Annotated in this window: 10 protein-coding genes; 9 read left to right on the top strand and 1 reads right to left on the bottom strand. The window is 64.8% G+C overall.

Annotated features, from left to right (window positions below; all coding sequences use genetic code 11):
• The first annotated feature begins 167 nt into the window (after positions 1-167).
• The 9 genes from Amn_RS18855 to Amn_RS18895 all read left to right on the top strand — a co-directional run bounded on the left by Amn_RS18855 (position 168) and on the right by Amn_RS18895 (position 13889).
• Positions 168-5603, top strand: a complete 5436-nt coding sequence (locus tag Amn_RS18855; protein WP_502874770.1) for an alpha-2-macroglobulin family protein — start codon at positions 168-170, stop codon at positions 5601-5603.
• A gap of 165 nt (positions 5604-5768) precedes the next feature.
• Positions 5769-7865, top strand: a complete 2097-nt coding sequence (gene pbpC, locus Amn_RS18860) for a penicillin-binding protein 1C (protein ID WP_286290900.1) — start codon at positions 5769-5771, stop codon at positions 7863-7865.
• A gap of 131 nt (positions 7866-7996) precedes the next feature.
• Positions 7997-8728, top strand: coding sequence for a YadA C-terminal domain-containing protein (locus Amn_RS18865; RefSeq protein ID WP_083948547.1), 732 nt, complete (start codon positions 7997-7999; stop codon positions 8726-8728).
• Positions 8729-8739: 11 nt separating this feature from the next.
• Positions 8740-9339, top strand: a complete 600-nt coding sequence (locus Amn_RS18870; RefSeq protein WP_286290901.1) for an invasion associated locus B family protein — start codon at positions 8740-8742, stop codon at positions 9337-9339.
• A gap of 94 nt (positions 9340-9433) precedes the next feature.
• Entirely contained in the window at positions 9434-9826 is a 393-nt protein-coding gene (locus Amn_RS18875) for a DUF7674 family protein (protein WP_286290902.1), read from the top strand.
• A 220-nt stretch (positions 9827-10046) separates the two neighbouring features.
• The gene (locus Amn_RS18880) at positions 10047-11075 is read left to right on the top strand and encodes a sulfate ABC transporter substrate-binding protein (RefSeq protein ID WP_286290903.1); all 1029 of its coding nucleotides are present in this window, start codon (positions 10047-10049) and stop codon (positions 11073-11075) included.
• 22 nt (positions 11076-11097) lie between these two features.
• Positions 11098-11949: a sulfate ABC transporter permease subunit CysT gene (gene cysT / locus Amn_RS18885; protein WP_115731359.1), complete on the top strand. Its 852-nt coding sequence runs from the start codon at positions 11098-11100 to the stop codon at positions 11947-11949.
• Complete coding sequence (gene cysW, locus Amn_RS18890; protein WP_269441459.1) at positions 11942-12826, top strand: sulfate ABC transporter permease subunit CysW; 885 nt, start codon at positions 11942-11944, stop codon at positions 12824-12826. Before cysT ends, cysW begins: the two co-directional genes overlap by 8 nt.
• A gap of 13 nt (positions 12827-12839) precedes the next feature.
• Positions 12840-13889, top strand: a complete 1050-nt coding sequence (locus tag Amn_RS18895; RefSeq protein WP_286290904.1) for a sulfate/molybdate ABC transporter ATP-binding protein — start codon at positions 12840-12842, stop codon at positions 13887-13889.
• Between the two features lie 126 nt (positions 13890-14015).
• On the opposite strand, the gene Amn_RS18900 is transcribed toward Amn_RS18895, so the two are convergent.
• Positions 14016-14501: a DUF1236 domain-containing protein gene (locus Amn_RS18900; RefSeq protein WP_286290905.1), complete on the bottom strand. Its 486-nt coding sequence runs from the start codon at positions 14499-14501 to the stop codon at positions 14016-14018.
• Between the last annotated feature and the right edge of the window lie 12 nt (positions 14502-14513).

The following is a 14513-nucleotide window of genomic DNA, read 5'->3' on the forward strand; positions in this document are numbered from 1 at the left end:
GCGTCCAAGACAAGTATTAACGTAGCAGGCGGTGCCTGCGTAGCTGCAGTATTGACTGGACTGTGGCAAGCTTAACATGTCGTCTAGAGCGACGATCAGGGTGGTGGAGGGAATTGGCGATGCGTGCGCTGCGGGCTTTTCCGGTATTCGTTCTTCTCGTTTTGGCCATGGCATTCGGGCTGGCCAACACATTCGAGGCTGCGGCGGTCGAAGCCCGGCGCGTCGTGACGACCGACAACTCCGACTATTTCGGTTTCGACCTGCGCTCGGAGCAGAATGTCAGCCTCGACCAGTGCCAGACCTCGTGCATGGGCGACCAGTCCTGCCGCGCTTTCACCTACAACACCAAGGCGAAATGGTGCTTCCTGAAATCCGACTTCGCCACGATCAAGTCGTTCACCGGCGCGGTTGCCGGAAAGGTCGTGCCGGTCAGTGGCGAGCCTGACATCGGCGCGCCGGCCGAACTTACGTTCTTCCCGGCGTCGATGGTGGACGAGGCGCGCCAGTATCGCAGTGCGCTGACCACCAATGCGACGGTCGATCCGGCGCTCGGCCTCGCCGCGCTGATCGATGCCGGCGAGCAGGCGCTCCTGGGCGGCGACGGCCGCACGGCGATGCAGAAGTTCCGCGCTGCAGCGATCATCCTGCCCGACGACGCCGCGATCTGGACGCGCCTCGCCCGCGCCACGCCGATGGTGTCGCCGATCAACGGCGAAGAGACCGCGTCGCTGCAGCGCGACACGACCTCGACCGCCTACAACGCCTATCTTTTGTCGCGCTCCGCGACCAACCGTGCCGAGACACTGGCGTTTTTGGCGCGCGGCCTCGACAAGCGCGACATGTTCCGACCCTCGCTGCAGGCTTATGAAGCGAGTCTCGCACTCGACAATTCGGCCTCCATCCGCGCCGAATATGAAGACCTCAAGGCACGAAAAGGCTTCCGCGTCGTCGAGCACACCATCGACGCCGACACGACCTCGCCGCGCGTCTGCGCTCAGTTTTCCGAGGCGCTGGTCAAGACGGGCGTCGACTACGCCCCCTTCGTCACGATAGACGACCAGGCGCCGAAGAGCGTCGAGGCCAAGGACCAGCAGATCTGCGTCGAGGGTCTGCAGCACGGCCAGCACTACCGCGTGACCTTCCGCTCCGGCCTGCCGGCAGCGCTCGGCGAGGTGCTGGAAGCACCCGTCGTGCTCTCTGTCTATGTCCAGGATCGCGGCCAGTCTGCCCGCTTCACCGGCGACAGCTTCGTTTTGCCGTCGACCGCCCGCCGGGGCATCCCCGTCGTGACGGTCAACATGGAAGCTGCCGACATGAAGCTCTCCCGCATCGGCGACCGCTCGCTGGCGCAGTTGCTTTCCGGCTATCAGTTCCTGCGCCAGCTCGACGGCTATGACCTGTCCTCGATCGCCGACCAGATGGGTGAGCCGGTGTGGGAAGGCCAGTTGGCGATCACAAACGAGCTCAACAAGGAAGTGACGACCTCCTTCCCAGTCGACGAGGCACTGCCCAACCGCAAACCCGGCGTCTATGTGCTGACCGCCCAGCCTGTCGACGACAAGAGCGACACCTGGGCGACCAAGGCGACGCAGTGGTTCGTTGTCTCCGACATCGGGCTTTCGACCTATACCGGCCAGGACGGGCTCAACGTCTTCGCCCGCTCGCTCGCCTCGGCCAAGCCTATCGCCGACGCGGAACTGACGCTGCTTGCCCGCAATAACGAAATCCTCGGCACCGGCAAGACCGACGCCGAGGGCCGCGCCACCTTCAATCCGGGCCTGACCCGCGGCAATGGCGGCCTGGCGCCGGCTGTGCTGATGGCGAGGCAAGGCGACGCCGATTTCGTCTTCCTCGACATGACCCGCGCAGGCTTCGACCTGTCCGACCGTGGCGTCACCGGACGCGCCGCACCGGCTGCGCTCGACATTTATGCCTGGACCGAGCGCGGCATCTACCGCGTCGGCGAAACCGTCCATGCGGCAGCCCTTGCCCGCGATAATGCTGCCAATGGCGTCGACAACCTGCCGCTGACCTTCATCTTCACCCGCCCCGACGGCGTCGAGGACCGGCGCGTCGTCAGCCAGGGCGGCAATTCAGGCGGCCACAGCGTCGACCTGCCGCTGTCGTCAGCCGCCATGCGCGGCACCTGGACGTTTGCCATCTACACCGACCCGAAGCAGCCGGCGGTGTCGAGCCAGATGTTCCTGGTCGAGGATTTCGTACCCGACCGCATCGAGTTCACTCTAACTTCCGACCGTAACGAGATCGCCGCTGGCGAAACCGCCGAAGCCACCGTCGACGGCCGCTTCCTCTATGGCGCACCCGCTGCGGGCCTGGCACTCGAAGGCGAGCTGACACTGTCGACCAAGCGCCAGTGGGACAGCTTCAAGGGCTACTATTTCGGCCTCGCCGACGAGCAGGAAGGCGAAGCTACACGTATTCCGCTGGCCGACCTGCCTGTCGTCGGCGATGACGGCAAAGCGACCTTCCCCATCTCCGTCGACCAACTGCCGTCGACGACGCGCCTGATCAATGCAGCACTCAGCGTGCGCATGCGCGAGACGGGCGGACGCGCCGTCGAGGAAAAGCTCGACATCGGCATCCGTCCGCAGGCAACGATGATCGGCATCCGGCCCGACTTCTCAGGCGAGGAAGTGCCGCAGGGTGGCACCGCCAAGTTCAGCCTGATCGCCGCCGAACCCGGCGGCAAGCGCACCGAGCTCAAGGGCGCGCAGTGGTCGCTGGTCAAGGTCGAGCGGAACTACCAGTGGTACCGCTCCGGCAATTCGTGGAATTACGAGCCGGTGACCTTCACCAAGTCGGTGGCATCAGGCCAGGTCGATCTCACCGCTGGCGCCGAAGCAACCGTTTCGCTGCCCGTAGACTGGGGCCGCTACCGCCTCGAAGTCGAGACGGCCGATCCGGCCGGCCCGGCGACAAGCTATGAGTTCGACGCCGGCTGGTATGTCTCGGCGACCTCGACCGAGACGCCCGACGGCCTCGAGGTCGCGCTCGACAAAGAAAAGTATGTGGCTGGTGAAGTCGCCAAGCTGCAGGTTTCGCCACGCTTTGCCGGCGAGCTCCTAGTGACCATCGGCGCCGAAAAGCTGCTCAAGACCGTGACCGCCTCGATCCCGGCGGAAGGCGGTACCGTCGACATCCCTGTCGGCGAGGACTGGGGCGCAGGCGCCTATGTGACCGCAACGCTCTACCGGCCCGGCGACGCGCAGGAATCGCGCATGCCGGCCCGCGCCATCGGCCTGAAGTGGCTGGCGGTTGATCCTGCCGACAAGAAACTCAACGTTACACTTGCACTGCCCGAGAAGACCGAACCGCGCAAGGCGCTGTCGATCCCGGTTTCGGTGACCGGCGCCGCAGCAGGCGAAAAGGCCTATGTCACGGTCGCGGCCGTCGATGTCGGCATCCTCAACCTGACCAACTACAAGGCGCCGGACCCGGAAGGCTGGTACTTCGGCCAGCGCATGCTGGGGCTTGAACTGCGTGACCTCTATGGCCGCCTGATCGACGGCTCGCTAGGTGCAATGGGCAAGCTGCGCACCGGCGGCGACGGTGCGGCACTGACCTCGCAAGGCAGCCCCCCCAAGGAAAAGCTCGTCGCCTTCTTCTCAGGTATCGTCGAGCTCGACGCCGACGGCAAGACGACTGTCGATTTCGACATTCCGCAGTTCAACGGCACGGTGCGAGTGATGAGCGTGGCCTGGACCAGAACTGCTGTCGGCCACGCCACCGGCGACGTCATCGTGCGCGATCCGATCGTGCTGACGGCGGGCATGCCACGCTTCATGGCACCGAGCGACTTCGCCGAAATGACGCTCGACATCGCCAACACCGACGCGCCGGCGGGCGATTACAGCCTGTCGGTCGCAACGACTGGTGATCTTGCGACCGGCGACGCCGCCCTGCCCGAGAAGCTGACGCTCGAACCAGGCAAGCGCCAGACGATCAGGATCCCGCTGATGCCTGTCACCGCCGGCACCGCCGGGCTGACCGTCAAGCTCGCCAATGGCGACGGCCTCGAGGTCGAGCAGGAGCTGTCGCTGCCGGTGCGCCCGGGCCAGCTGCCGGTGACCACTCGTATGGTCGTCGACCTCAAGCCCGCCACCTCACTGCGCGTCGACAAGGAACTGCTGGCGGCTAGCCTGCTCGACGACGCCCATGTCAGCGTCGGTGTGTCTCTGGCCTCTGCCTTCGACGTACCGTCGCTTTTGATGACGCTCGACCGCTACCCCTATGGTTGCGCCGAGCAGACGACGAGCCGGGCGCTGCCCCTGCTCTATGTCAGCGAGCTCAGCGCCGAAAACGGCATGGCCGAGGATCCCGAGCTGCGCGAGCGCATCCAGGGCGCGGTCTACCGCGTGCTCAACTACCAGTCCTCGTCGGGCAGCTTCGGCCTGTGGGGGCCGGGTTCGGGCGATCTGTGGCTCGACGCCTATGTCACCGACTTCCTGACCCGGGCACGCGAGAAGAATTTCGACGTGCCGCAGCAGGCGATGATGCAGGCGCTCAACAACCTGCAGAACGCGATCGGCTATGACGTCGACGTCGAGGACCGCGGCTCCGAGATCGCCTATGCGCTCTATGTGCTGGCGCGAAACAAGAAAGCCTCGGTCGGCGATTTGCGCTACTTCGCCGACACCAAGCTGGAGGCCTTCTCCAGCGCGATGGCAGTGGCCCAGCTCGGCGCGAGCCTCGCGCTCTACGGCGATGCCCAGCGTTCGGAAAGCCTGTTTGGCGCTGCGCTGCAGATCGCCAGGACGACCACCGAACACGACTGGTACCGCTCCGACTATGGCTCACGCCTGCGCGACGGCGCCGCCATGCTGGCGTTGGCCGCCGAAAGCAAGCCGTTGCCTTCGGTGGTGCCGGCACTGGTCCAGATGGTGGCGGCGGATCGTGCCGCGGCACGCTGGACCAGCACCCAGGATGATGCCTGGATGCTGCTTGCGGCACGCGCGCTGAAAGCCGGCAACGAGGCGATCTCGATCGACGTCAACGGCACGGCCCATAACGGCGCCTATTCCGAGCGCGTCGACGGGGCCGAGCTTCTGACCAACCCGATCGTCATCGCCAACACCGGCAAGGACGCATTGCAGGCCGTGGTGACGACGGTCGCCGCACCAGCCCAGCCGCTGCCCGCCGGCGGCGACGGCTTCACCATCGAGCGCACCTACTACCGGCTCGACGGCAGCGAGGCCAACGTCACCGAGGTCAAGCAGAACGAGCGCTTCGTCGTCGTGCTCAAGATCAACGAGCTCAACGACTGGCCCTCGCGCGTGGTGGTGGCCGACATGCTGCCGGCAGGCTTCGAGATCGACAATCCGGGGCTGGTCAACAGCGCCAACCTGTCGAACTTCTCCTGGCTGGAACAGACGGAAGCCGCCCATCTCGAATTCCGCAACGATCGCTTCGTCGCCGCCATGAACAGCGGCGAAGGCTCGGACCAGGAATTCACGCTGGCCTATGTCGTGCGCGCCGTGACGCCCGGCACCTATGCCCATCCGGCGGCCAATGTCGAGGACATGTACCGGCCGCAATATTCGGCACGAACGGCGACCGGCATGATGGAGGTGAAGGCAGAATAGCATGCCTGCTTTCAGCCCAGCAGCGACTTCTGCGGAGGGACCGCCCCACATCCGCCTGCCGACACCGGCTCCCCGTCATGACGGGGAGAAGGAAGACGGTCGCGACGTCGACGCCCCCCTCTCCCCGTTGTTCACGGCGAGAGGGTAAGGGTGAGGGGCAGAGCCATGCTCTCCGCAAGGACCACGCGCAGGATCGCTCTCTCGGCAATAGGCGCTGCCAGCCTGGCCGCCCTCGCCTTTGGCGGCCTGTTCGCGCTCGACCGCACCTTTCCGCCGCCCTTGCCCGAAAAACTGACTGTCTCGGCCGAAGTGCTCGACCGCGACGGGCAACTGCTACGCGCCTATGCGACACCGTCGGGTCACTGGAGGCTTGGCACGGACCTCGACCAGGTCGACCCGCAGTTGCTGAAGATGCTTGTCGCCTATGAGGACAAGCGCTTCTGGGACCATGAGGGCATAGACGTGCTAGCGCTCGGGCGCGCCGCGTGGCAGTTCCTGAGCAACGGCCGCATTGTCTCCGGTGGTTCGACGCTGTCGATGCAACTGGCACGCCTGATCGAGCCGCGCGAAAGCCGCAGCCTCAGTTCCAAGCTCAAGCAATTGGCCCGCGCCGTCCAGATCGAGCGGCGGCTGCCCAAGGAAGAAATCCTCGAGCGCTACCTGACGCTGGCGCCTTATGGCGGCAATCTCGAAGGCGTGCGTGCGGCGGCGCTCGCCTATTTCGGCAAGGTGCCGAAGCGGCTGACAGTTTCCGAAGCAGCCCTTCTTGTCGCCCTGCCACAATTGCCCGAGCGCCGCCGGCCCGACCGCAACCCCGCAAATGCCCGAGCCGCGCGCGATCGCGTGCTCGACCGCATGGTGTCGGCAGGCCTGCTCGGCGAGACCGAGGCGGCGCGGGCATCCTTGGAGGCAGTCGCCGCCACCCGGCTTGCCTTGCCGCAGCTTGCGCCGCACGCCTCGGACACGGCACTTCGCAGCCAGCCAGGCCTCATCAGTCATCGCCTGACCTTGCGCAGAGACGTGCAGCAAGGGCTGGAGGTCGTGGCGCGCGAGGCCGCGACCCGGCTCGGCCCGAAAATCTCGGTCGCCATGGTTCTGGCCGACGCGATGACGGGCGAAATCCTCGGCGAGGTCGGCTCGGCCAATTTCTTCGACGCCTCGCGCTCTGGCTGGATCGACATGACGCGCACCGTGCGCTCGCCCGGCTCGACGCTGAAGCCCTTCATCTACGGCCTTGCTTTCGAACAGGGGCTGGTGGCTCAGGAGACGATGATCGAGGACCGGCCGGCCGATTTCGGCGGCTACCGGCCCAAGAATTTCGACATGAGCTACCAGGGTGACGTGTCGGCGCGCCAGGCACTGCAACTGTCGCTCAATGTGCCGGCGATACGGCTGCTCGACGCGGTCGGGCCACAGCGGCTGACGGCGCGCTTCCGCCAGGCCGGTGTCACCCCGCAACTGCCGCCGAATGAGGTGCCCGGCCTCGCCATCGGCCTCGGCGGCGTCGGTGTGACGCTCCGCGACCTCGTCCAGCTCTACACCGGGCTCGCCAATGGCGGCCGCGCCAAGATGTTGCGCGACGGAGCGGAGGCGGCCGTCCCTGCCCCGCTTGCCAATGGCACCATCCTGGAGGAGCAGGCCACCTGGCAGATCGCCGACATCCTTGCAGGCGTCAAGCCGCCCGAGGGCGCCGCGAAACGCACAATCGCCTACAAGACCGGCACCTCCTACGGCTACCGCGACGCCTGGTCGATCGGCTACGACGGTCGCTACGTTCTCGGCGTTTGGGCCGGCCGTCCCGACGCTGGTGCGGTGCCCGGACTGTCGGGCTACGTCTCGGCCGCCCCCATCCTGTTCGAGGGCTTTGCCCGTTCCAGCCTGCCATCGATGCCTTTGCCACGTCCGCCGGCCGGCACCCTGCGCACCGCACGCGCCGACCTGCCGGTGACGCTGGAGCGTTTCTCGACCGCCACCGAACTGCCGGTCGTCGCAGCCGTTATTACCGAACCGGCTCCGCAGATCGTCTTTCCGCCCGACGGCGCCCGCGTCGAACTGGGTGCCGCGACGTCAGCCGCCTCGCCGCTGGTGCTCAAGTTGCAAGGCGGCCGCGCGCCATTCCGCTGGCTCGCCAACGGCAAGCCGCTTGCCGCCCTCGCCCGCCGCCGCGAGGCGACCTGGCAGCCCGACGGCACCGGCTATTCGACGCTGACCGTCATCGACGCGGCAGGCCGCGCGGCGAGTGTCAGGGTGTTCGTGGAGTAGGCGCCGACTTTTTTGTTTGTGTGCAAATTGTCACAACCCACAACCGAGCAAGTTGATCACCCGTTCGGTTGTTGACTCGTCCATTAGCCTGCCAGCATAAACCACCTGTTAAGTTTCAGGGTTGGGGAACCATGGGTAGGGCAAAAGTACTGAAGGTCGCATTCGGCGCGGCCGCGGCGTTTATGGCGTCGCAGATCCACGCAAATGCGGATCAGGTGATTGCGGACGATCTCATCGTCCAGGGCAGCACCTGCGTCGGGTTCGATTGCGTCAACAACGAGAACTTCGGTTTCGACACCATCATCCTGAAGGAAAACAACACCCGTATCTTCTTCAACGACACCAGCACCTCGGCCGGCTTTCCGGCGAATGACTGGGCGATCGAGATCAACGATTCGGCGTCGGGCGGCAGGTCGCATTTTTCGATCGTTGACCGAACCGCGGGCCAGACCCTGCTTCGCCTCTGCGCGGTGGCCGACACCGATTGCACGCCGATCCTGCCCGGTGCGGGCCTGGACCCGCAGACCGCGATCAACACCGCCGACATCGCCACCAATACCGCCAACATCGCCTCAAACACGGCCCGCATCGGCTCGCTGGAACAGACCGTCGGCAACCTGCAGGAAGAAAACCAGACCAACAAGGAAGGCGTTGCCATGGCACTTGCCATGGGCGGCGGTGGGCTGGCTTCCGACGAGAACTACGCGCTGAACTTCAACTACGGCAATTTCGACGGCGCCAGCGCCGCCGCCATGTTCGGCAGCGCCCGCCTCGACGACCGCTGGTCGCTGAACGGCGGCATCGGCTACGGCTTCGGCAACCAGTCCGTCGGCGGACGTCTCGGCGTGCGCGTCGGCTGGTAGCTTTGTCTCGCATGCACTGGCGCACACTCACCTTGGCTTCGCTCGGCCTGTGCGCCATGCTGCCGGCGGCAGCACAGGAAAAGGCGGGGCCGGTTGCGGAGACGCCAGCGACAGCGGCATCTGCGCCGTCGGCCTCGGCTCCGGCCGGCAAGGCCGAGGACGTCAAGCCGAAGGCCGAGATCGTGACCGAGCCCAAGGCAGCATGGGACGTTTCGTGCAAGCCGGACGCCGCGGGCGTCAGGATGGCTTGCGTCATGTCGCAGGCGCTGACCCTCGCCGACACCAGCCGCCGCCTGCTGCGGGTCGAGATCGTGCCGCCGAAGACGATCGGCAACGACAACGCGTTGATCAAGCTCAGCCTGCCGCATGGAACCCTGCTCCAACCGGGTGCTGAAATTCGCGTCGATGGCAGCCAGAGCTTCCGCGTGCCGTTCCAGGTCAGCGACGCCGACGGCGTCTACACGACGCAGCCACTCGGCAGCGACCTGATCGCCACGATGAAGCGGGGCTCAAAGCTTTTCGTCACAGCAACGTTCTCGGACGGCAAGAGGCGAGAGATTCCGGCCTCGCTCGCAGGCTTCAGCCTCGCTTATGCGAAGATCGCGGAGTAGGAAGGCCGGAGCCCTGCCGCACCGGCTTCCATGGCTGTCATCGGAGCGCCGCAGGCCGGGCGGCGAGCGTCAGGGTGTTCGTGGAGTAGATGAGATGATCTCGCGGCAGGACATGTTCGACGTGCTTCTGGAAGTCGATCCGACATTCCAGCCGGTCTGGGACGCGTTTGCCGACAAATGGCGCGAGCAAATCGAACTGCCGCTTTACCTGGCCCTGGGGGATCTGGCTCGCCACGTGGTCGGCAAGCTGGAGAGCGGCCGGACCGATGAGCTTCAGCAAATCTTCGCGGTCGTCGAGCGTTGGCTCGCCGACGGCGATGAGCTGGTACAGGAAGCGGCGACCATCGGGCTGCTGGAAGACCTCCAGAACCTGAACGTTCACAAATCCACGTCGCCGGATCAGCTGAAACAATGGCTGGGCCCGCTCGCTGCGGGGCGATGGATCGAGGCCGAACGATTCTGGTCGGGGCAGATCGCCAAGGCCTGACGGCCCCCTTGCCGCCCCCAGCAACTCCCCTAGCTGTCATCGTTCGTGTCGAACGTTTCGATCGCGCCTGCGGCGCAGGACTTTTTAAGCGAGCAAAAAAATTTCCGGCACCTCGGCAGTTCGCACGAAATTTGCCCATGCGGCGCGAAATTCGGAACATTCGCCGCATCTAATTTCTACCAGTTCGATAGAATAGAACCATATTCGAACGGAGGCGGAAATGACGACTTCACGCAGAACACTCCTGCTCTCGGCCGTGCTGGCCGGCGCAGTCCAGCTCGGGGGCCTGGGCCTTGCCTATGCCGATACGACGCTCCTCAACGTCTCCTATGACCCGACGCGCGAGCTCTACAAGGACTACAACGAGGCCTTCGCCAAGCACTGGAAGGCGGAGGGCGGCGAGGCGGTGACGATCCAGCAATCGCATGGCGGCTCGGGCAAGCAGGCCCGCGCGGTGATTGACGGCCTCGACGCCGACGTGGTGACCCTGGCGCTCGAAAGCGACATCAACGCGATCGTCGAGAAGTCAAAGAAGATCAATCCCGACTGGCGCTCGAAGCTGCCCAACAATGCGTCGCCTTACACCTCGACCATCATCTTCCTGGTGCGCAAGGGCAATCCCAAGGGCATCAACGACTGGGGCGACCTGATCAAGGACGGCGTCCAGGTGATCACGCCGAACCCGAAGACCTCGGGCGGCGCGCGCTGGAACTATCTCGCTGCCTGGGCCTGGGCCAATGGCCAATTTGGCGGCGACGAGGCCAAGATCAAGGAATTCGTCGGCAACCTCTACGCCCATGTGCCGATCCTCGACACCGGTGCCCGCGGCTCGACGGTGACCTTTGCCGAGCGTGAACAGGGCGACGTGCTGCTCGCCTGGGAAAACGAGGCCTATCTCGCCCTCGACGAATTCGGCGCCGAAAAGTTCGACATCGTCTTTCCGCCGCAGTCGATCCTGGCCGAGCCGCCGGTCGCCGTGGTCGACGCCAATGTCGACGCCAAGGGCACCCGCAAGGTCGCCGAAGCCTATCTCAACTACCTCTATTCGGCGGAAGGCCAGACGATCGCCGCCAAGCATCACTACCGCCCGTCCAAGCCGGAGCTGGTTCCGGCCGGGGACCTGCAGAAGCTGCCCGATCTGAAACTGGTTTCTATCGACGACCCGATTTTCGGCGGTTGGAAGAAAGCGCAGCCCTATCACTTCGGAGATGGTGGTATATTCGACCAGATCTACAAGCCGGCCCAGTAAGCCAAGGTAAGACCAGGACGATATGACCACAGCACCCGCCAAGGCAGGGTGGCGGTTCAGACAGCCGAGCGTCATTCCGGGATTCGGATTGACGCTCGGCTTCTCGCTTGCCTACCTCACGCTCATCATCCTCATCCCGCTCTCGGGGCTCGTCTGGCGTTCGGCATCGCTGGGCTGGACCGATTTCTGGGCCATCGCCACCGACCGCCGCACAGTCAAAGCGCTGGAGATCAGCTTCGGCACGGCCTTCATTGCAGCAAGCATCAACGTGGTGTTCGGCACCATCGTTGCGTGGGTGCTGGTGCGCTACCGTTTTCCCGGCCGCCGCGTCATCGACGCGATGGTCGATTTGCCTTTTGCCCTGCCGACGGCCGTCGCCGGCATCGCGCTGACCACGCTCTATTCGCCCAAGGGCTGGATGGGCGCGCTGTTGGCGCCGCTCGGCATCAAGGTCGCCTACACCCCGCTCGGCATCGTCATAGCACTCGTCTTCATCGGCCTGCCCTTTGTCGTGCGCACGGTGCAGCCGATCATCGAGGAGATCGACAAGGAGGTTGAAGAAGCCGCAGCCACCTTGGGCGCCAACCGCTTCCAGACCATCTTCCTGGTGCTGTTTCCGGGGCTGGCGCCGGCGGTCGTGACAGGCTTCGCGCTCGCTTTCGCGCGCGGCGTCGGCGAATATGGCTCGGTCATCTTCATCGCCGGCAACCTGCCCTACATTTCGGAAATCGCACCGCTGCTGATCGTCATCCGGCTCGAGGAGTACGACTACGCGGCGGCCACCGCGATCGCCACGATCATGCTGGCGCTGTCGTTTGCGATGCTGCTCGTCATCAACCTTATCCAGTCATGGACCCGCAAACGCTATGGCTGATCCAGAGCTTTACCCCGCCGACGTCCATCACGAGCACGCCTCGCTCGCGGTTACCGAACGTCCGCTGGCGCGCGCGGCCCTGATGCTGCTCGCCTTCGGTTTCCTCGCCGTCTTCCTGCTTCTGCCGCTGGTGGTGGTGTTCGAGCAGGCGTTCTCTCGCGGCATCGGCGCCTTCCTCGACGCCATCAACGAGCATGACACGATTGCAGCGATCAGGCTGACGCTTCTGGTCGCAATCATCTCGGTGCCGCTCAACCTGGTGTTTGGCGTCGCCGCCGCCTGGGCGATCGCCAAGTTCGAGTTCAAGGGCAAAGCCTTCCTGATCACGCTGATCGACCTGCCCTTCTCGGTCTCGCCTGTTATTTCGGGCCTTGTCTATGTGCTGTTGTTCGGCGCATCGAGCCTGCTCGGGCCCTGGCTCAAGCTGCACGGCATCGTCATCCTGTTTGCCGTACCGGGCATCGTGCTCGCGACTGTCTTCGTCACCTTCCCCTTCGTTGCCCGCGAACTCATCCCGCTGATGCAGGAACAAGGCACCGGAGACGAGGAGGCAGCCCTGTCGCTCGGCGCCAATGGCTGGCAAACCTTCTGGCATGTCACCTTGCCCAACATCAAATGGGGCCTGCTCTACGGCGTGCTGCTCTGTAACGCACGCGCCATGGGCGAGTTCGGCGCGGTGTCGGTGGTCTCGGGCCACATCAGGGGCATGACCAACACCATGCCGCTGCATGTCGAGATCCTTTACAACGAATACAATGCCGTCGGCGCCTTTGCCGTGGCGTCCGTGCTCGCCGGCCTCGCGCTTGTAACGCTTGTGCTCAAAACCCTTCTCGAGCTCCGCTACGGTGCCGAGATCGCCGCCACGCGCGGACACTGACAGAGGTCGACTGATGGAAGTTCGCGTTTCAAATGTGCGCAAGGAATTCGACCGGTTTCCGGCGCTGCGCGACGTCTCGCTCGACATCAGGTCGGGCGAGCTGATCGCGCTGCTCGGCCCCTCTGGCTCCGGCAAGACCACGCTTCTGCGCCTCATCGCCGGGCTCGAGCGGCCGACGCGCGGCACGATCTTCTTCGGCGACGAGGATGCCTCGAACAGGACGATCCAGGAGCGCAATGTCGGCTTCGTGTTCCAGCACTACGCTTTGTTCCGCCACATGACGGTGGCCGACAATATCGGCTTCGGCCTCAAGGTCAGACCCTCGGCCAAACGGCCGACCAGGGCCGAGATCCGCCGCCGTGCCTCCGAACTGCTCGACCTTGTGCAACTCGGCGGACTGGAAAAACGCTATCCGGCGCAGCTGTCGGGCGGCCAGCGCCAGCGCGTCGCGCTGGCCCGCGCCATGGCTATCGAGCCCAAGGTGCTGTTGCTCGACGAGCCGTTCGGCGCGCTCGACGCCCAGGTCCGGCGCGAACTTCGACGCTGGCTGCGCGAAATCCACGACGCCACCGGCCACACCACCATATTCGTCACCCACGACCAGGAAGAGGCGCTCGAACTCGCCGACCGCGTTGTGGTGATGAGCCAGGGCCGCATCGAGCAGATCGGCACCGCCGACGAAGTCTACGACACGCCGAACTCGCCCTTCGTCTACGGCTTCATCGGCGAGTCGAGCTCGCTGCCGGTCAAGGTTGAGGACGGCCAGGTGTGGATATCGGACCGCCCGATCGGGCTGGCGACACCCGAGCTCGCCGATGGCGAGGCGACCCTCTATTTCCGCCCGCACGACATCGAACTGCTGGAGGAGTGCAATGGCTGCATTGCCGGCACGGTGGCGGCCAGCCGCCGCGTCGCCGGCACCCGCCGTGTCGAGCTGGAAGTCGGCGGCAGCCGCCAGCGCATCGAGATCGAGCTGCCGGTCGGTCACCCCGCGGCGCAGAAGAGCCGGGTCGCGTTCAGGCCAAAGCGCTGGAAGGTGTTTCCGAAACCGGTCGAAGGCTGAAAACGAGACTAAGGCCCCTCGCCCACTGGATGTGCGAGGTGTCACCGCCAGCGGCGACACCTCGATAATTGCGGGATGGGGAGAACTGAAGTCGCACGATACAGCCTGTGGATCAGGCCCGATCGGTCAGTCCATGATGTAGACGACCTTGCGCGTCTGCGGGTCGATGAGAACAGTACGGCCGTCCATCACGACATACTGATACTTGTTGTCGGCAAGTGCGCCTGGCTTCAAAATGTCCGGTATGATCGCGCCAACGACAAGTTCAAAGTTGGATGGACGTTCGACGATCACCGGATTGGTCTTCACATATTCGCGGACGACAACTTGTTCTTCGGGAGTAATGACCACAGTCTGGGCAGCGGCGAACGCGGTTCCGGCGAGCAGCATGGTTACAGCAAGTGTGCTTCGGAAAGTCATATCACTAACCTCCTCGGTTGATGGGGTAACAACTGGTGGGGAGGGAAACAGTTCCGTGCAGGGTGTGGCAAACGTCAGCCCTTGCCTGCGCCGTCCAGCGCACAGCAGTGTGGTAAGGGCGTTCTCAGGGACACCATTTTCTGCGGGAACCTTCAGCGACTTGATCCATTCCCTCCCTGCAATTTCCCGCAAGGAGCGACATCA

The sequence above is a fragment of the Aminobacter sp. Y103A genome (assembly GCF_030294925.1).
Taxonomy (GTDB): Bacteria; Pseudomonadota; Alphaproteobacteria; order Rhizobiales; family Rhizobiaceae; genus Aminobacter; species Aminobacter ciceronei.

Coding starts and splice junctions, on each gene's coding strand:
- Amn_RS18895 (WP_286290904.1), top strand. CDS start 12,840: ATGGAAGTTCGCGTTTCAAATGTGCGCAAGGAATTCGACCGGTTTCCG.
- Amn_RS18865 (WP_083948547.1), top strand. CDS start 7,997: ATGGGTAGGGCAAAAGTACTGAAGGTCGCATTCGGCGCGGCCGCGGCG.
- Amn_RS18880 (WP_286290903.1), top strand. CDS start 10,047: ATGACGACTTCACGCAGAACACTCCTGCTCTCGGCCGTGCTGGCCGGC.
- Amn_RS18855 (WP_502874770.1), top strand. CDS start 168: ATGGCATTCGGGCTGGCCAACACATTCGAGGCTGCGGCGGTCGAAGCC.
- cysT (WP_115731359.1), top strand. CDS start 11,098: ATGACCACAGCACCCGCCAAGGCAGGGTGGCGGTTCAGACAGCCGAGC.
- Amn_RS18870 (WP_286290901.1), top strand. CDS start 8,740: ATGCACTGGCGCACACTCACCTTGGCTTCGCTCGGCCTGTGCGCCATG.
- pbpC (WP_286290900.1), top strand. CDS start 5,769: ATGCTCTCCGCAAGGACCACGCGCAGGATCGCTCTCTCGGCAATAGGC.
- Amn_RS18875 (WP_286290902.1), top strand. CDS start 9,434: ATGATCTCGCGGCAGGACATGTTCGACGTGCTTCTGGAAGTCGATCCG.
- cysW (WP_269441459.1), top strand. CDS start 11,942: ATGGCTGATCCAGAGCTTTACCCCGCCGACGTCCATCACGAGCACGCC.